14 protein-coding genes are annotated in these 18880 nt (G+C 66.5%); 9 read left to right on the forward strand and 5 right to left on the reverse strand.

Going from position 1 to position 18880, the window contains the following annotated elements; all coding sequences use genetic code 11:
• Position 1: 1 nt before the first annotated feature.
• A complete protein-coding gene (locus ACAG21_RS14720; protein ID WP_370496838.1) occupies positions 2-1090 on the reverse strand; it encodes a M23 family metallopeptidase in 1089 nt (362 codons plus the stop codon).
• A 264-nt stretch (positions 1091-1354) separates the two neighbouring features.
• On the opposite strand from ACAG21_RS14720, the gene sucC reads away from it, so the two are divergent.
• Both sucC and sucD read left to right on the forward strand, forming a co-directional pair.
• Positions 1355-2518, forward strand: a complete 1164-nt coding sequence (gene sucC / locus ACAG21_RS14725) for an ADP-forming succinate--CoA ligase subunit beta (RefSeq protein ID WP_239721080.1) — start codon at positions 1355-1357, stop codon at positions 2516-2518.
• 12 nt (positions 2519-2530) lie between these two features.
• Positions 2531-3433, forward strand: a complete 903-nt coding sequence (gene sucD / locus ACAG21_RS14730; protein ID WP_370496839.1) for a succinate--CoA ligase subunit alpha — start codon at positions 2531-2533, stop codon at positions 3431-3433.
• 9 nt (positions 3434-3442) lie between these two features.
• Here the strand turns inward: sucD and ACAG21_RS14735 are convergent, their stop codons facing one another.
• Entirely contained in the window at positions 3443-5524 is a 2082-nt protein-coding gene (locus ACAG21_RS14735; protein WP_370496840.1) for a MarR family transcriptional regulator, read from the reverse strand.
• Positions 5524-6507, reverse strand: a complete 984-nt coding sequence (locus tag ACAG21_RS14740; RefSeq protein ID WP_370496841.1) for an ATP-binding protein — start codon at positions 6505-6507, stop codon at positions 5524-5526. The genes ACAG21_RS14735 and ACAG21_RS14740 overlap by 1 nt, the downstream gene beginning before the upstream one ends.
• Positions 6508-6808: 301 nt before the next feature.
• Between ACAG21_RS14740 and ACAG21_RS14745 the strand changes: the two genes are divergently transcribed.
• Positions 6809-8332 carry an acetyl-CoA acetyltransferase gene (locus ACAG21_RS14745; RefSeq protein ID WP_370496842.1) on the forward strand — a complete coding sequence of 508 codons (1524 nt, stop codon included), beginning with the start codon at positions 6809-6811 and terminating at the stop codon, positions 8330-8332.
• 10 nt (positions 8333-8342) lie between these two features.
• Here ACAG21_RS14745 and ACAG21_RS14750 read toward each other — a convergent pair whose 3' ends face one another.
• The gene (locus tag ACAG21_RS14750; protein WP_330977901.1) at positions 8343-9191 is read right to left on the reverse strand and encodes an LLM class F420-dependent oxidoreductase; all 849 of its coding nucleotides are present in this window, start codon (positions 9189-9191) and stop codon (positions 8343-8345) included.
• A 279-nt stretch (positions 9192-9470) separates the two neighbouring features.
• Here ACAG21_RS14750 and ACAG21_RS14755 point away from each other — a divergent pair, with 279 nt between their 5' ends.
• From ACAG21_RS14755 to ACAG21_RS14780, 6 genes are all read left to right on the forward strand, one after another.
• The gene (locus ACAG21_RS14755) at positions 9471-10316 is read left to right on the forward strand and encodes a DUF5336 domain-containing protein (RefSeq protein WP_370496843.1); all 846 of its coding nucleotides are present in this window, start codon (positions 9471-9473) and stop codon (positions 10314-10316) included.
• A 39-nt stretch (positions 10317-10355) separates the two neighbouring features.
• Positions 10356-11786, forward strand: a complete 1431-nt coding sequence (locus ACAG21_RS14760; protein WP_370496844.1) for a DUF6350 family protein — start codon at positions 10356-10358, stop codon at positions 11784-11786.
• A gap of 117 nt (positions 11787-11903) precedes the next feature.
• Positions 11904-12533, forward strand: a complete 630-nt coding sequence (gene purN, locus ACAG21_RS14765) for a phosphoribosylglycinamide formyltransferase (protein ID WP_370496845.1) — start codon at positions 11904-11906, stop codon at positions 12531-12533.
• Between the two features lie 7 nt (positions 12534-12540).
• Complete coding sequence (gene purH / locus ACAG21_RS14770; RefSeq protein WP_370496846.1) at positions 12541-14112, forward strand: bifunctional phosphoribosylaminoimidazolecarboxamide formyltransferase/IMP cyclohydrolase; 1572 nt, start codon at positions 12541-12543, stop codon at positions 14110-14112.
• Between the two features lie 54 nt (positions 14113-14166).
• The gene (locus tag ACAG21_RS14775) at positions 14167-15552 is read left to right on the forward strand and encodes a sigma 54-interacting transcriptional regulator (RefSeq protein WP_370496847.1); all 1386 of its coding nucleotides are present in this window, start codon (positions 14167-14169) and stop codon (positions 15550-15552) included.
• Positions 15545-17527, forward strand: a complete 1983-nt coding sequence (locus ACAG21_RS14780; protein WP_370496849.1) for a VWA domain-containing protein — start codon at positions 15545-15547, stop codon at positions 17525-17527. The genes ACAG21_RS14775 and ACAG21_RS14780 overlap by 8 nt, the downstream gene beginning before the upstream one ends.
• Here the strand turns inward: ACAG21_RS14780 and ACAG21_RS14785 are convergent.
• Positions 17524-18879: a hypothetical protein gene (locus ACAG21_RS14785; protein WP_370496850.1), complete on the reverse strand. Its 1356-nt coding sequence runs from the start codon at positions 18877-18879 to the stop codon at positions 17524-17526. The genes ACAG21_RS14780 and ACAG21_RS14785 overlap by 4 nt on opposite strands.
• Position 18880 lies beyond the last annotated feature (1 nt).

Raw genomic sequence — 18880 nt, forward strand, 5'->3', positions numbered from 1 at the left:
CTCAACCAGCGTAATTGCCGACGAAAATTCCTCGCTTGGCCAGCCACGGGACCGGGTCGATGCGTTCGGTGCCGCCTTGGAGCACCTCGAAGTGCAAGTGGGGGCCGGTGGAATTACCCCGGTTGCCCATCGTGGCGATCTGGTCGCCGGCCATCACGCGCTGGCCGACACTGACCGTGGCGGTGTTGATGTGGCCGTACAGCGTGACGGTGCCGTCGGCGTGGAGCAGCTTGACCCACATGCCGTAGCCGGCGGTGGGGCCGGCGTCGATCACGACGCCGTCGGACACCGCCACGATCGGCGTTCCGATCGAGTTGGCGAGGTCGATGCCGGCATGCAGCACGCCCCACCGGTAGCCGAAGTTCGACGTGAAGATGCCGTGGGTGGGCATGACGTACAGCGGCTGCTGCAGTCGCGCCTCGCGCTGGGCGCGGTCGTTGGCGAAAGCGACGCCCTTGGCGAACTCCTGGTTGTGCAGGGCGTTGGCCGCCGGCTGGACCGCGATCACTTGGGCGCCGCGGGTCGCGTTGCCGCTCGATCCGCCGGTCAGTGCCGACGCGTTGGCGGTCAGCACCGTCTCGGCCTTGGTGGTCTCGGCCTGGCTGGTCGCGGTGTGGGCAGCGGCGGCCGCCGCGCCCGCGGCCATCGCCGAGATCAGCACGCGGCCCTTGGTCGCGCTGGTCGGCTGCTTGCGGTGCTGCGCGCTGCGGCGCACACCGCTGACGTCGATGTCGTCCGAGCTCGGGTCCGCTCCGAGCTTGAGGGCGAGCTGGGCCAGGCCCTCGTTCACGGCAGTGGCGGCCAGCGGGGTGGGGGCCGCCAACCGCAGCGGGGTCAGATCGTCGATCTCGTCGAGGTCGTCGAGCTCCGGAGCGAGCAGCACTTGTGCTTCGTAATCGAACGTCGAGTCGTTGCTGAGGTCCAGCTCGTCGAGCTCAACGAAGTCCGCGAAGTCCAGATCGTTGAAGTCGAAGCCGTCCAACGGCAGGATCTCGGTGACTTCGTTCTGGTGCGGTTGCGCCCACTGGTCGCGATGGTGGCGACCGGCTCCTGACAACGCAGGAGTACGCGCGAGACGGTGTTGGGACAAGCTGAAATGTCCTCGTATCGTGACCATAACGTTATCTGGACTTTAGGACGTTATCCGTTTACCGATCCGGCTGGCAACCTCGGGGACGGATTGTGAACTGGATCACGTTTGGCCGCTCCCGGCGTGTCGTGACCTGTGCCACATGGGTGGATGCGGCGGAGGCGGCCGTTTCGAGTGTGGATACAGTTCCACCGTGCGAGTTGCCGATTCCGGCACCGCCCAGTTGTAGGCCTTGCAAATAACTCGAGCGAAGACAGTGAGTTCATGGACCTTTTCGAGTATCAAGCGAAAGAACTGTTCGTTAAGCACAACGTACCTACTACGCCCGGTCGTGTAACCGACACCGCCGAGGGTGCCAAGGAAATCGCGACCGAGGTCGGCGCCCCCGTGATGGTCAAGGCGCAGGTCAAGGTCGGTGGCCGCGGCAAGGCCGGTGGCGTGAAATTCGCCGCGACGCCCGACGACGCCTACGAGCACGCCAAGAACATCCTCGGCCTGGACATCAAGGGCCACATCGTGAAGAAGCTGCTGGTCGCCGAGGCCAGCGACATCGCCGAGGAGTACTACATCTCGTTCCTGCTCGACCGCGCCAACCGCACCTACCTGGCCATGTGCTCGGTCGAGGGCGGGATGGAGATCGAAGAAGTCGCCGCCACCAAGCCCGAGCGGCTGGCCAAGGTTCCGGTGGACGCCGTGACCGGTGTCGACCTGGCGACCGCCCGGTCCATCGCCGAGCAGGGCCACCTGCCGGCCGAGGTGCTCGACGCCGCGGCCAACACCATCTCCAAGCTGTGGGAACTGTTCGTCGCCGAGGACGCCACGCTGGTCGAGGTCAACCCGCTGGTGCGCACACCCGACGACCAAATCCTGGCGCTGGACGGCAAGGTCACCCTCGACGCCAACGCCGACTTCCGGCAGCCCGGCCACGCCGAGTTCGAGGACCGCGACGCGACCGACCCGCTGGAGCTCAAAGCCAAGGAGCACGACCTCAACTACGTCAAGCTCGATGGCGCCGTCGGCATCATCGGTAACGGCGCGGGTCTGGTGATGTCGACGCTCGACGTCGTCGCCTACGCCGGGGAGAAGCACGGTGGGGTCAAGCCGGCCAACTTCCTCGACATCGGCGGTGGCGCCTCGGCCGAAGTGATGGCCGCGGGTCTCGACGTCATCTTGAACGACAAGCAGGTCAAGAGCGTGTTCGTCAACGTGTTCGGCGGCATCACGTCCTGCGACGCCGTCGCCAACGGCATCGTGACCGCGCTGAACATGCTCGGCGACGAGGCCAACAAGCCGCTCGTGGTCCGGCTCGACGGCAACAACGTCGACGAAGGCCGCAAGATCCTCGCCGATGCCAACCACCCGCTGGTGATCCAGGCCGAGACCATGGACGCGGGCGCCGACAAAGCCGCCGAGCTGGCGAACAAGTAAGGGAGCCAACCAATGTCGATCTTCCTGAACAAGGACTCCAAGGTCATCGTCCAGGGCATCACCGGCGGTGAGGGCACCAAGCACACCGCGCTGATGCTCAAGGCCGGCACCCAGGTAGTGGGTGGGGTGAACGCCAAAAAGGCCGGCACCACGGTGTCGCACGTCGATCCTGTCGGCAAGGACGTCGAACTGCCGGTGTTCGGCAGCGTCGCGGAGGCGATGAAGGAGACCGGCGCCAACGTGTCGGTCGTGTTCGTGCCGCCGAAGTTCGCCAAGGACGCCATCATCGAGGCCATCGACGCCGAGATTCCGCTGCTGGTGGTCATCACCGAGGGAATTCCGGTGCAGGACAGCGCATATGCGTGGGCATACAACGTCCACAAGGGACAGAAGACGCGGATCATCGGCCCGAACTGTCCCGGCATCATCACCCCGGGTGAGGCGCTGGCCGGCATCACCCCGGCCAACATCAGCGGCCCCGGCCCGGTCGGGCTGGTGTCCAAGTCCGGCACGCTGACCTACCAGATGATGTACGAGCTGCGTGATTTCGGCTTCTCGACCTCGATCGGTATCGGTGGTGACCCGGTGATCGGCACCACCCACATCGATGCCATCGAGGCGTTCGAGAAGGACCCCGAGACCAAGATCATCGTGATGATCGGCGAGATCGGCGGTGACGCCGAGGAACGGGCGGCCGACTACATCAAGGCCAACGTGTCCAAGCCGGTCGTCGGCTACGTCGCGGGATTCACTGCGCCGGAAGGCAAGACGATGGGCCACGCGGGCGCGATCGTGTCCGGCTCGTCGGGCACCGCGGCCGCCAAGAAGGAAGCCTTGGAGGCCGCCGGGGTCAAGGTGGGCAAGACGCCGTCGGAGACCGCGGCGCTGGCCCGGGAGATCCTGCAGAACCTGTAGGGCTCGTCGTCACGAGTCCGATTCTGTCGCAGACTTTTTCGCTAGATCCGCGACGAATCGGGCGATTGGCGCGAGCATTTCCTCGTCCACATATCGACGCGGATCGTGCTCGGGCGGCATCCTGAAACCCAACTGAGCAGTCGCGACCGCGACTATTGTGGCCACTGTGCTCCGCGTATCACAGGTGAACGATGCCATGACTGCGTCGAACTGCTCGGGTCGAATGTCGCCTTTGTACAACGCGATCGCCAGTTCCCATCCAACATCGGCGTCGCCTGGCCGCATGCGTGGCGTTTTGTTGGCGAGCGGAACAGTTTCAAACCAGAGGGCCCAGATCAAGTGCCGATCTGATTCGTCAACTCCGTCCGCTTCGTATATGTCGTCGAGAGTGTCATCAAGCGCGGCGAGCGCCTCGTCAGCTTTCCCGTCGTGCTTGAGCCAAAATGCGGTCATCAGTCGAAGCATCAGTGCGGGCTTCGAGATGTGCCGCCCACGCACAGCTGCGCATCTACGTGTGTGCGTGTATAGAGCACGGTTATCTGCGGTCTTGCAGAAGAATTCGAAAAGCGACAGTGCGTCGTCTGCGTCGTCTGCCCAGTCTCGAAGACGAAGATTCTGCAGGGACGCACGCACCTTGTCGGCGACTGTGGGGAGGCTAGTTTGAGCTGCGATCGCGTCTGCCACGATCTCCGTCAGGTGCTGGGGAACCGTCCGTCTGGATGAAATCTCCAGCGCAGCTACAAGTATCGCTTCGAGGATGATGGCGATGTCGCTGAGCGATTGCTGTTTGTCGATCATCCAGGTGCGGACGATGGCGAGGAGGGATTTCGGATCGTCCTCTAAGGGGCGCTGTGCGTACCAGGTCCCCCCCTCGTCCAGTGCGTGCTGGAGATGCCGTTCCACCGGCGAATCTGGGACGGCGTCGGCGAGCTCGGCGAGTAACCGCTCCCGCGAGTAGAACCCACGCAGGAATTCGACAATCAGCCGCAGCGGCTTGCTGCGGTCTTCGCGGTACTGCAAGTGATAACGCAGGAGCGGCTCGGTGAGGTCATACCACGACGCGCGCCGGTCACCACTCTCAGCCTTGGTGGAGGCCACCCAGCGGGAAGCAGTCAGCCGGCCCAGCGCGGCAGCGGCCGATTGATTTGAAACACCCACCGCCGCAGCGAGATCAGTGACAGTTCGGGGTTCCCAACCGCGGGCCAGCTCCACCACAAGGCGCTGTTCGCCTGCAGGAAGTTGCCACAGCTGTTGCTGATAGTAGGGCGCCAGCCGGTCCAGCAAGGATTCGACGGCGGGTACTAGCACGTCGAGAGACTCAATGTCGATCGCTTCCGACAGAATGTGCCACAACCGCGGTGATCCGCCTGCCAGGCGATGAACAACTTGCAGACGTTCACGGCCTTGCGCTGATTCGATGAAAGTTGCTAGCGCTTCATCGCTGTTGCGGCGGGCGGCTTCCGCAAGCATCACGACCGCATCGTCGACGGTGAGCTCGGGAAGCGATTCGACGATGAAGGAGCCGTACCAAGGATACGACCGCGACGAAACACCGGTGAATAACGTCGGTGCTGTGGCGAATACCGTTATGGCGGTGGAGGTCTCGACCCAGGCGCGAAGCGCCCCCTGTCCGTTCGATCCCAGGCTGTCGAATACTCTGTCTAGATTTTCGATCGCCAGCAAAATCATGCGACCACCGGCTGCATCGATTATCAAGTGCTCGATGCCGATCGCATCCTTTTGCCTGCGCATTTCTCGGGCCGACGTGGCAAGGCCGTCATCGATTGACCGAGCGATTTCCACGAGGAGGTCGATGTACGAGCCGATCGCCAATGAATCTTCAGGAATGAACACCGGCAGAATGGATTTCGCCGTGAGCGGGTCGGCGAGGCTGCGGTGCACCGTGACATGCAGCGTGTGTGTCTTTCCCGCTCCGCGCGGTGCAACGATTAGGGTGTGCGGCCGTGAGCCGTCGCGCGCTCCGCCCTTGATCCTGTCCACCAGGGTCTCGAAGGTAGGCGCCCGTCCGACTGTGATGGCGTCGAGTTCGTCGGCCGCCATTGTCGACGGTGTGAAGGTCGGGTGCACCATCACCGCCTCATCATGCGCCAGGCCTGTTGAACCAGCGGTGAGGCGAATCTGTCGAGATCGCCGGTGCGCACCAAATAGTGGTCCAATTCCAGACGTTCGACGAACGCCACCAATTGGTCGCGGTCAGTAATCGGACTGCCTTCGCTTTGAAGCTTCATCAATGTTTCGTCAATGCCGAGCGCGGTATCGGCATGTGCGTAGATGTCGAGAAGCTTGCCGATTGCTTTCGATTCGGCACCGTAGTATTCGTCCAACCGGTTGAGATAATGCTTCAAATCCCATGGATCGCTTGGATTTCTGATCGCATCGTCGACCAGCTGCGGGATGTCCTCTGGTTGTGGGAAGGGCCGGCCTGCACGTCTAATCCGGAGTACGGCGTCCACCAGGTGCTGGATGTAGTACGGGATATTTTCGGCCCCCGTTGCAATGGCCTCCGCCAAGGCGGTTCGGCCCTCAGCGGGTACGCCACCGCCCAGGAGCAGGCATTCCGCCAGGTATGCGGCGTGGTCGGAGCGGATCGGCAGCACCGCGATCTTGCGGATATCATTGACGGTGCTGGGCGCGTCGCGTGAAACATGGTGGAACCCAATGGAACCGGATAGCACCGTCGCCACCGCGGTTCCGTGCTTCTGCCTAAATCGACGCAGTACGTGTAAGAAGTTTTCGCCTTCGCCGCGCTCGCGGCGTTCTAGATTGCGCGCGAGGATCGTAACTTCGTCGACGAATAACACGACCTGGCGGCCCCTGGCGCGCGCAACTACTCGATCGAGTAACTCGTCCAGCGCCGCTGCAGCTCCACCGCCGCGTTCTATTTTGATCGGACCGGCCGTCAGCGATACGCGTAGTTTCGCCATCTCCTGCGCCCAGAGCGGTTCAAGCTGGCCCAACTCGGTCGCAAGCGATGCCACGAACTCGCCGTAAGTGCCGCGCTCGGCGCTAGCCGCGACGACGAGTGCGCCAGCCCTGGTTGCTTCCTGTTGCACAACACGGGCTAGCGAGGTTTTGCCGTGTCTGCGGTCTCCGACGAGCACCGCGCCGCCCCCGTTCAGCGACTCGATTACGTCGGCGACATCGCGATACCGGCCTACGACGTTCTCTGGGCGCACGACGCCACCAACAACCAATGACATCGGTCTTAGTTGCCAGGACATGCCACGATATTACGCCAAAGTTGATGTACGTCAATTGTGATGTACAGGTGACCTGTTGTACGTCATGCCGAGTTCGCAAAATGGGAACAGGTTCTATTAGCCTGTCGAACTAACAGTTGCCAGGAGGTTTGTCATGCCGGTGGATCCGCGCACTCCGGTGCTCGTCGGCGTCGGCCAGTTCACCGAGCGCATCGACGACTCCGACTATCGGGGCATGTCGGCGGTCGAGCTCGCCACGGCGGCCGTGGCCGAAGCGCTTGCCGACACCGGCGCCAAAGGCGTTGCGCAGGCCGTCGACACGGTATTCGCACTGCGGCAGTTCGAGATCTCGGGGCCGATGCCGGCGACGCTCGGCAAGTCGAACAACTACCCGCGTTCGGTGATGAACCGTGTCGGCGGCGACCCGGCCCGGGTGGTCCTCGAACCCGTCGGAGGACAGGGTCCGCAGAAACTGGTCACCGAGGCGGGCAACACGATCGCCGCGGGCGATGCCGACGTCGTGCTGATCATGGGCTCGGAGCCGGGATCGACGGCTCGCTACTTCGCCAACCGTGACGACAAGCCCAACTTCACCGAACACGTCGAGGGTCAGCTGGAGGATCGCGGCCACCAGATCTTCAGCTACATCGACGATTACACGATCCAGCACGGCTTGACCGGCGCGCCCGTGCAGTACGGGCTGATGGAGAACGCCCGTCGCGCCCGCCTCGGCCACAGCGTGGCCGACTATCGGCGCGAGATGGCCGAGCTGTTCGCCCCGATGTCGAAAGTGGCTGCGAAGAATCCGCTTTCGTCATCGCCGCTCGAGCGCTCCGTGGACGAGATCATCACCGTGACCGATGACAACCGGATGATCTGCGACCCGTACCCGCGGCTGCTCGTCGCCCGCGACCAGGTCAACCAGGGCGCCGCTGCGGTGCTGATGTCCGTGGCGGCGGCAACCCGCCTCGGGATCGCCGAGGACAAGTGGGTTTATCTGCACGGCCATTCGGACATGATCGAGCAGGCGATGCTCGACCGCGTCGACCTCGGCGCCAGCCCCGCGGCGGTTCATGCGGCCCGAGAAGCGTTGCGGGTAGCCGGAATCGGCGTCGACGACATCGCCACCTTCGACCTGTACAGCTGCTTTCCGTTCCCGGTGTTCGTCATCTGCGAAGCCCTGGGCATCGAAGGCGACGACCCGCGCGGCCTGACCCTGACCGGCGGATTGCCGTACTTCGGCGGTCCCGGCAACAGCTACTCGCTGCACGGTATCGCCGAGACGGTCACGCAAATGCGGGACAGGCCAGGGCAATTCGGCCTGGTCGGGGCCAACGGCGGGATCATGAGCAAGTACTCGGTCGGCATCTACTCGACCACACCGGTGCAGTGGCGCACCGACAACTGCGCGGCGCTGAAGAAGGAGATCGATGCGCTGCCGAAGGTTGAGGTCACGAAAACGCCCGACGGCGCGGCGCGGATCGAGACGTACTCCGTGCGCTACGACTGGCCGATCCGCACCGGCATCATCGTCGGCAGGCTCGCGGCGGACAACACCCGCTTCATGGCCACCACCGACGACGAGGATCTCGTCGCGTTGATGTGCAACGACGATCCGCTGGGTGCGGAGATCTCGGTGTGGACGACCGACAACGGCAACCGGGCCAGCCTGGGATAGCTCTGGTCGGCTAAACCATCGACGACAGTTTGCCCGCCAGACGCTCGACGTAGGCGGCGACCTCGTCCGCGGACTTGTCCGGCAGGCCGAACAGCACCTCGGTCACCCCGAGCTCCGACCAGTGCGCCAGCTTCTCGGGCACCGGCTTGAAGTCCAGCGCCACGATTTGGGGGGCGCCGTCGCGCCCGGCGGCCGCCCAGGTGTCCTGCAACAGCTTCACCGGCTCGTCGATGTTGAAGTCGCGCGGCGTGGTGATCCAGCCGTCCGCGCTGCGCGCGATCCACTTGAAGTTCTTTTCATTGCCCGCGGCGCCTACCAGCACCGGAACGTGCGCCTGTACCGGCTTGGGCCACGCCCAGCTGGGGCCGAACTTGACGAACTCGCCGTCGTAGGAGGCTTCCTCTTGTGTCCACAACGCGCGCATCGCTTCGAGGTACTCGCGCAGGCAGGTGCGGCGGCGTCCGGCCGGCACGCCGTGGTCGGCCAGTTCGTCGGTGTTCCAGCCGAATCCGACGCCGAGGCTGACGCGGCCACCGGACAGGTGGTCCAGCGTGGCGATGCTTTTCGCCAGCGTGATCGGGTCATGCTCGACGGGCAGCGCCACCGCGGTGGACAGCCGCACCCGCGAGGTCACCGCGCACGCGGCACCCAAACTGACCCACGGGTCTAACGTGCGCATGTACCGGTCGTCGGGCAGTGACTCGTCACCCGTGGTCGGGTGCGCGGCCTCCCGCTTGACCGGGATGTGGGTGTGTTCCGGCACGTAGAACGTCTTGAAGCCGTGGTCATCGGCAAGTTTGGCGGCGGCCGCCGGAGAGATGCCGCGGTCACTGGTGAAGAGCACTAGCCCGTAATCCATGCACAGAATTAGAACGTGTTCTACCTGTGCCGGGCAACCCGCCCCCCGCCGAGTCCCCCGCGGACGGGGTGCCACGGCGATCCGCCCTGGTCGCGCGCGGGGGCCGGTCGCTCCGGCATGCCCGCCCGAACGTGCGCTAGCGTGGTGGATCGATCGCGCGTAACGCAGGCGCGGGCACGTCTTGGCAGTTGAGTACGGCGGGCCCTGGAAGCACAGCGTCGCACCGCAAAGGTGGGGTGGCGCCTGTCGAGGTAAGGCACTGAAGCAACAGGAGGAGTCATGACCTACTCGCCCGGGAGTCCCGGTTATCCGCAAGCGCAGCCGGGTGGCTCCTACCCCGGTGCCACCCCCTCGTTCGCGAAGACCGACGACGGCGAGAGCAAGCTGCCGTTGTACGTCAACATCGCGGTGGTCGTACTCGGGCTGGCGGTGTACCTGCTGAACTTCGGACCGACCTTCGTGCTCAGCTCCGACCTCGGTCCGGCAGCCGGCGGCCGCGCCGGCGACGCCGGCACCGCGGTGCTGGTCGCCGTGTTGGCCGCGCTGCTCGCCGGGTTGAGCCTGCTGCCCAAGGCCAAGAACTATTCGGGAGTCGTGGCGGCCGTCGCAGTCCTGGGCGCGCTGCTGGCGATCGCCGAGGTCATCAACACCCCGTCCGGGTTCGCCGTCGGCTGGGCGATGTGGCCGCTGGTTGCGGCCAGTGTGCTGCAGGCCGTCGCCGCGGTCGTCGCGCTGCTGCTGGACGCCGGCGTCATCACCGCGCCGCCGCCGCGGCCCAAGTACGACCCGTACGCGCAGCAGTACGGCCAATACGGTCAGTACGGGCAATACGGAGGTCAACAGCACGGCGGCTACTACGGTCAGCAGACCCCGCAGCAGCACAACCCGCAGTCGGGCTACGGATCGCAGTACGGCGGCTACAACCCGTCGAGCCAGGCCCCGACCCAGAGTGCGATCCCGACCGGCGGCTTCGGCGCCCAGTCCCCGCACTCCGGGCCGCAGCCGGCCGCGCAGCAGCAGGGCCCCTCGACTCCGCCCACCGGTTTCCCGAGCTTCAGCCCGCCCCCGTCGGTCGCCGCTGAGCAGCCCGGGGACCAGTCGCCCTCTGGACCGGCCCCCTCCTAACCGCGGGTTCTCGCGCCTCGTAGGGCACGTGCGCCAAGAGTGAAAAGGGTGCCAGAAAGCGGGGACAACCGGGCAGCGGGCGCTCGCCAGGCGCGTGACCTCGTCCGGGTCGCGTTCGGCCCGGCGGTGTTGGCGCTGGTCGTCATCGCCGCGGTCACGTTGCTGCAGCTGTTGATCGCCAACAGCGACATGACCGGCGCGCTGGGAGCCATCGCCAGCATCTGGCTGGGCGTGCACAAGGTGCCGATTTCGATCGGCGGCCGCGAGCTCGGTGCATTGCCGCTGCTGCCGATCCTGTTCATGGTGTGGGCGACCGCGCGTACCACCGCGCGGGCGACTAGCCGTTATTCGTCGTGGCTCGTGGTCCGTTGGGTCGTCGCGTCGGCGTTGGGTGGTCCCCTGCTGATCGCGGCGATCGCGCTGGCCGTTATCCACGACGCGTCCACGGTGCTCACCGAGTTGCAGACACCCAGCGCCCTGCGCGCATTCGCCAGCGTCGCGGTGGTGCACGCCATCGGCGCCGGGATCGGGGTGGGATCCCGGGTCGGCCGACGGGCGCTGGCGGCGGCGTCATTGCCCTTCTGGCTGGCCGATTCGATGCGTGCCGCGGTCGCCGGCGTGCTGGCGCTGGTCGGACTCTCCGGCTTCGTGACGGCGGGATCGCTGGTTGTGCACTGGGCGACGATGCAGGATCTCTACGGGATCACCGATTCCATCTTCGGCGAGTTCAGCCTCACCGTGCTGTCGATGCTCTATGCGCCCAACGTCATCGTCGGAACCTCGGCGGTGGCGGTGGGGTCCAGCGCACATATTGGATTTGCGACGTTCAGTTCGTTCACCGTTTTCGGCGGCGACATTCCGGCGCTGCCCGTGTTGGCCGCGGCGCCGACGCCGCCGCTGGGGCCGGTGTGGGTGGCGCTGCTGATCGTCGGCGCGTCGTCGGGTGTCGCGGTCGGCCAGCAATGCGCCCGGCGTCCGCTGCCGCTGCTTGCTGCGCTGGCCAAGCTGCTGGTCGCCGCGGTGGTCGGAACGCTGGTGATGTCGCTGCTGGCGTTCGGCAGCAGCGGTCGGCTGGGCAACTTCGGCGACGTCGGGGTGGACCAGGGCGCACTGTGGATCGGCACCTTCTTCTGGTTTGCCGTCATCGGCTGGGTCACGGTGGTGATGGCCGGCGGGATCAGGCCGGTCCGGCTGGGCAGGCTGCGGCGGCCCAAACAAAAACGCGCGCCCGCGCCCCCGGCCGATGAGCCGAAGGATTTCGCGGACGTATTCTCTGAGCCCGTCGAGCACGATCTGCTGCTCGAAGACGAGGAGGAGTTCGCCGAGCCCTCGTTGGACGAACCTCCGTCGGACGAGCCCTTGCCCGGCGAGCCCTTGCCCGGCGAGCCCGCGTTCGACGAGCCCGCGGCCGGCGTGCCCGAGCCCGACGAAACCGAGCGCAGCGCGATCGAGCGCGATCACCCGGACTAGCCGGTTGCGGTGTTCGGCCGGTCGTATCGCCGGCCGGCCGGCGTCGTCGCTGCCCGATTGCCCGACTCCTCCCGCGTCGCGCGGCGACGCGCATCGTCGTCGGACTAGGCTCGCGATGTGGTCGAACCGCTGCGCGTGCCCCCGAGTGCGCCGGCGCGGCTGGTGGTGCTGGCGTCGGGCACCGGATCGCTACTGAATTCCCTGCTGGCCGCCGCCGTCGACGACTACCCGGCGCGGGTGGTCGCGGTCGGCGTGGATCGCGACTGCCGGGCGACCGAGATCGCCGCGGCCGCGTCGGTGCCGACCTTCACCGTCCGCCTCGGCGATCACCCCGATCGCGAGGCCTGGGACGCTGCGATCACCGCGGCCACCGCCGCGCACTCGCCCGATCTGATCGTCTCGGCTGGCTTCATGAAAATCCTTGGACCGCAATTCCTTTCACGATTCGTCGGCCGCACACTGAACACGCATCCGGCGCTGTTGCCGGCTTTCGCGGGAGCGCATGCCGTTCCCGAAGCGCTGGATTACGGTGTGAAGGTCACCGGCGCTACGGTGCACCTGGTAGATGCCGGCATGGACACCGGGCCGATATTGGCGCAGGAGCCGATTCCGGTGCTCGACGGCGACACCGAAGAGACCTTGCACGAACGCATCAAAGTCATCGAACGGCGACTGCTGGTGGACGTGGTGGCCGCGATCGCGACCCGCGGCGTGACCTGGATCGGACGAAAGGCGACCTTAGGATGAGCGCAGCATGAGCACCGACGAGTCAAGAAGGCCGATTCGCCGCGCGTTGATCAGCGTCTACGACAAGACCGGCCTGATCGAACTCGCTCAGGGGCTGAGCGAGGCCGGCGTCGAGATCGTCTCGACCGGATCGACCGCGAAAACCATTGCAGACAAGGGCGTTGCGGTTACACCCGTGGAGGAGCTGACCGGCTTCCCCGAGGTGCTCGACGGCCGAGTCAAGACCCTGCACCCGCGCGTGCACGCCGGGCTGCTGGCCGATCTGCGCAAGCCCGAGCACGCCGCGGCGCTCGAGGAACTCGGGATCGCCGCCTTCGAGCTGGTTGTCGTCAACCTCTATCCGTTCAGCCAGACCGTCGACTCCGGCGCGGGGCTGGACGAATGCGTCGAGCAGATCGACATCGGCGGGCCGTCGATGGTCCGGGCGGCCGCGAAGAACCACCCGAGTGTGGCGGTCGTCGTGGACCCGCTCGGCTACGACGGGGTGCTCGCGGCGACGCGCAACGGCGGATTCACTCTCGGCGAGCGCAAGAAGCTGGCGTCGCTGGCCTTCGCGCACACCGCCGAGTACGACATCGCCGTGGCGAGCTGGATGGAGTCGACGCTGGCGCCCGAGCATCCGGAGACCACCTTCCCGCGGTGGTTCGGCCACAGCTGGCGCCGCTCGGCGATGCTGCGCTATGGCGAGAACCCGCACCAGCAGGCCGCCCTGTACCTCGACCCCGCGGCGTGGCCGGGGCTGGCGCAGGCCGAGCAGCTGCACGGAAAAGAGATGTCCTACAACAACTTCACCGATGCGGACGCGGCCTGGCGGGCGGCCTTCGATCACGAAGACACCTGTGTGGCAATCATCAAGCACGCCAACCCGTGTGGGATCGCCATCTCGTCGGTGTCGGTCGCCGACGCTCATCGCAAGGCCCACGAGTGCGATCCGCTGAGCGCCTTCGGCGGCGTCATCGCCACGAATACCGAAGTGAGCGTTGAGATGGCGGAATACGTCAGCACTATTTTCACCGAGGTGATCGTCGCCCCGGCGTACGCGCCGGATGCCCTCGATGTGCTGACGCGCAAGAAGAACATCCGGGTGCTGGTGGCCTCCGAGCCGCTGGCCGGTGGCGCCGAGCTGAAACCGATCAGCGGGGGACTGCTGATGCAGCAGCGCGATCAGCTTGACGCGCACGGCGACAACCCGGCCAACTGGACGCTGGCGACCGGATCACCGGCGGACCCGGCGACGTTGAGCGACCTGGTGTTTGCGTGGCGCACCTGCCGCGCGGTGAAGTCGAACGCGATAGTGATCGCTTCCGGCGGCGCCACCATCGGCGTCGGTATGGGTCAGGTCAACAGGGTCGACGCGGCTCGGCTGGCCGTGGAAAGAGGTGGTGACCGAGTCGGTGGTGCGGTCGCGGCCTCCGACGCGTTCTTCCCGTTTCCGGACGGGTTGGAAACGCTGGCGCGCGCCGGCGTCAAGGCCATCGTGCACCCCGGCGGCTCGGTGCGCGACGACGAAGTGACCGCGGCCGCCGCGCAAGCCGGTGTCACCTTGTACCTCACCGGTGCACGCCACTTCGCTCACTAGCGCGCACTAAAGCCGGTGCGCATGACGCACCTGTGTATCGCGACGTAGCGTGGAGTGGTGACATCACCGAGCAATCTGCCCCGAACCGTCGGCGAGCTGCGTGCGACCGGCCATCGCGAACGGGGCGTCAAGCAGGAAATCCGCGAGAATCTGCTGACCGCGCTGGCCGAGGGTGACGACATCTGGCCGGGCATCCTCGGATTCGAGGACACCGTATTGCCCCAGCTGGAGCGGGCGCTGATCGCGGGTCACGACTTTGTCCTGCTCGGCGAACGCGGCCAGGGCAAGACTCGACTCCTGCGTGCGCTGACCGGGCTGCTCGACGAATGGACGCCGGTGATCGGTGGCGCAGAACTCGGCGAGCACCCCTATACGCCGATCACGCCGGAGTCGATCCGCCGGGCGGCCACCCTCGGCGACGACTTGCCGGTGGAGTGGCGGCACCGCAGCGAGCGCTACACCGAGAAACTGGCCACCCCCGACACCAGCGTCGCCGACCTGGTCGGTGACATCGACCCGATCAAGGTGGCCGAGGGCCGCAGCCTCGGGGACCCGGAGACCATTGCCTACGGCCTGATCCCGCGCGCCCACCGCGGCATCGTCGCGGTCAACGAACTGCCCGACCTCGCCGAGCGCATCCAGGTGTCGATGCTCAACGTGATGGAGGAACGCGACATCCAGGTCCGCGGCTACACGCTGCGCCTGCCACTGGACGTGCTGGTGGTCGCCAGCGCCAACCCCGAGGACTACACCAACCGCGGGCGCATCATCACCCCGCTCAAAGACCGCTTCGGCGCCGAGATCCGCACCCACTACCCGCTGGAGCTCGACGCGGAGGTCGGCGTCATCGTTCAGGAAGCACATCTGAGCGCACAGGTGCCCGATTACCTGACCCAGGTGATCGCGCGGTTCGCCCGCTACCTGCGCGAGTCCAACTCGGTCGACCAGCGCTCCGGCGTCTCGGCGCGGTTCGCCATCGCCGCCGCTGAGACCGTCGCCGCCTCGGCCCGCCACCGCGGCGCGGTACTCGGCGAGAGCGACCCGGTGGCCCGAGTTGTGGACCTGGGCACCGTGATCGACGTACTGCGCGGCAAGCTGGAATTCGAGTCCGGTGAGGAAGGCCGCGAACAGGCGGTGCTCGAGCACCTGTTGCGCCGCGCGACCGCCGACACCGCGTCCCGCGCGCTCGGCGGCATCGACGTCGCACCGTTGGTCGCCGCGGTGGAAGCCGGCTCCGCGGTGACCACCGGCGAGCGTGTCTCCGCCAAGGACGTGCTGGCCGCCGTTGCGGGCCTGCCCGTCGTGGAACAGATCGCCGACCGGCTGAATGCGCAATCCGAGGGCGAACGGGCAGCGGCGTTGGAACTGGCGCTGGAAGCGTTGTATCTGGCCAAGAGAATCGACAAAGTATCCGGGGAGGGCCAAACCGTTTATGGCTAAAGGGCATTCCTCGCGATACTCGGCGTACACGGGCGGGCCCGACCCGCTGGCGCCGCCGGTTGATCTGCGCGAGGCGCTCGAGCAGATCGGGCAGGATGTCATGGGTGGGACCTCCCCGCGCCGGGCGCTGTCCGAGCTGCTCCGCCGTGGCACCGAGAACATGCGCGGCGCCGACCGGCTGGCCGCCGAGGCCAACCGCCGCCGCCGGGATTTGTTGCGCCGCAACAACTTAGACGGGACGCTGCAGGACATCAAAAAGCTGCTCGACGAGGCGGTGCTGGCCGAGCGCAAGGAATTGGCCCGCGCGCTCGACGACGACGCGCGCTTCGGCGAACTGCAGCTCGATGCCCTGCCGTCCTCGCCGGCCAAGGCGGTCCAGGAACTGTCCGAGTACAACTGGCGCAGCCAGGAGGCCCGCGAAAAGTACGACCAGATCAAGGATCTGCTCGGCCGCGAGATGCTGGATCAGCGCTTCGCCGGGATGAAGGAGGCGCTCGCCGGCGCCACCGACGAGGATCGCCAGCGCGTCAACGACATGCTGGACGACCTCAACGACCTGCTGGACAAACACAATCGCGGCGAGGACACCCAGCAAGACTTCGACGACTTCATGGACTCCCACGGCGAGTTCTTCCCGGAGAACCCGCGCAACATCGACGAGCTGATGGACTCGCTGGCCCAGCGGGCCGCCGCCGCGCAACGCTTCCGCAACAGCCTGAGCCCCGACCAGCGGGCCGAGCTGGATGCCTTGGCGCAGCAGGCTTTTGGCTCTCCATCGCTGATGAACGCATTGAACCGCCTCGATGCGAACCTGCAGGCCGCCCGGCCCGGCGAGGACTGGATGGGTTCCGAGCAGTTCTCCGGCGACAACCCGTTCGGCATGGGTGAAGGCGCCCAGGCCCTGGCCGACATCGCCGAGCTGGAGCAGCTGGCCGACCAGCTTTCGCAGAGCTATCCCGGTGCCACGATGGACGACGTCGATCTGGATGCGCTGGCGCGCCAGCTTGGCGATCAGGCCGCGATCGACGCGCGGACACTGTCCGAGCTGGAACGGGCGCTGGTTAATCAGGGCTTTTTGGATCGTGGTTCCGACGGCCAGTGGCGGTTGTCACCCAAGGCGATGCGCAGGCTCGGCGAGACCGCATTGCGTGATGTGGCACAACAGCTTTCGAGTCGACGGGGTGACCGTGAGCTGCGGCGCGCGGGGGCGGCGGGCGAGCTGACCGGCGCGACCCGGCCGTGGCAGTTCGGTGACACCGAACCGTGGAACATTTCCCGCACGTTGACCAATGCGGTGTTGCGGCAAGCGGGAACCTCGACCCTCGACGGCCCGGACGCGCGGCTGAACATCTCTGTCGACGACGTCGAGGTGTCGGAGACCGAAACGCGCAGCCAGGCCGCGGTGGCGCTGTTGGTCGACACCTCGTTTTCCATGGTGATGGAGAACCGCTGGCTGCCGATGAAGCAGACGGCGCTCGCGCTCAACCACCTGGTGTGCACCCGGTTCCGCTCGGATGCCTTGCAGATCATCGCTTTTGGCCGCTACGCCCGGACCGTGACCGCCGCCGAGCTCACTGGCCTGGAGGGGGTCTACGAGCAGGGCACCAACCTGCATCACGCGTTGGCGCTGGCGGGCCGTCATCTGCGGCGCCATCCCAACGCGCAACCCGTCGTGCTGGTAGTGACCGACGGCGAGCCGACCGCACACCTCGAGGATGTCGACGGCGACGGGTCGTCGGTGTTTTTCGACTATCCGCCACACCCGCGGACCATCGCCCACACCGTGCGCGGCTTCGACGATATGGCGCGGTTAGGTGCGCAGATCACGATTTTCCGGCTGGGCAGTGACCCCGGCCTGGCGCGGTTCATCGACCAGGTCGCGCGACGGGTCGAGGGACGCGTCGTGGTGCCCGATCTCGACGGCCTGGGTGCCGCGGTGGTGGGCGACTACCTACGGTCTCGGCGCCGTCGCTAGCGCGAAGCCGCACTGGCGCTGCGCCAGCCCGCCGTCGCGGTCAGCGAGAATTCGCTCAACGCGCTCGAAATGTGCTCTCTGAGATCTTCGTTCGAGTTGTGGCGGCCCAGCTCATAGGCCAGGAACGAAACGAACACCTGTCCGTGCACTCGCCCCGACAACAACGCCAGCGCGCCGTTGGTGTTGTACATCGTCGACGCGGTGACGCCCGGGTACACCGACTTCATCGCGAAGTATTCGGCGTCGGTGCCGTCGGGCCGGTTGGCCGCCGGGTCGATCGCGCCGAGATTGGACGACACGACGGTGGTGGCGCTGCCGGTGACCACGCTGATCAGCCGCCGGAAGACGGGCTTGGGTATCAGGGGGATCAGCGGCAGCAATGCCCACCGCTCGTCGGGCAAGTCCTGACTGCGCATCAGCGATTGCTTGATCGCGGCGCGGATCTCCCCCAGACCCGTCGCCGCGGTCGCCGGTCTGACCGTGACGTCGACGTTGATCACCGCGTTGGCGCGGGTATCGCCGGCAGCGCGCTCGTTGAGCGGCATCCCGACATTGACCGAGCCGTCCGCCGCGACCCGGCCCACGCGCTGGGCGAGATAGGTGGCCAAGCCGGCCAGGAGCGCGTTGCTGGTTCCGCCGAGCGCCTGTGCGCGGGCGTCCCACTCGTCGGCGTCGAAGAAGAGCATCGCCATGGGCAACGAAATGCTTTGGTCCGGCCCGCTGGGCGCACCGGGCCGCTTCTTCGCCGACTTGGCCGGGGCATCGTCGTTGGCCTGCCGGGCCATCCGCGCGGCGGCGACGACGGCGCGGGCCATATCCGCTGTGTCGCGTGCGGTTTGGCGTGCGTCCTCGCGCAGCGCCTGCCAGCGTCGCCGCGACGACGCGGCCGGCCAGGTTATCGTGTCGTCGCGCCCACACGCCGCGTCGGCCAACGCCTCGCAGAGCCCCACGCCATCGGTGAGGCAGTGTGTGACAACGAAACTCACTACCGCGCCGCCGTCGGTCAGCGGCAGCATGGCCAGGTGCCAGCCGGGTCCGTGTTCGGCGTCTGGCCGGTAGCTCGCCTGCGTCTGGAGCCACGCGTCGATCTCGTCACGCGGCCGGGCCGTTGTGGCGATCTCGAGGCTGGGACGGTCGCTGGGTGACACCCAGCGGTGTCGGCCGAACGGCAAGGGGGACCGTTCGATTCGGCGGGATAGCCGTCCCCGGCCGAGATGGTGGTGGAAGCGTCGCAGACCATCGACGTCGATGGCGTGGTCATACATCCAGATACATTGCAACACACTGGTGGTCGCGGTCGCCCGCTCGCCGAGAAAGAGCGTCTGGTCGGCCAAGTCCAGCACATTGCTCATA

It is taken from the genome of Mycobacterium sp. pR1184 (assembly GCF_041287235.1).
Taxonomy (GTDB): Bacteria; Actinomycetota; Actinomycetes; order Mycobacteriales; family Mycobacteriaceae; genus Mycobacterium.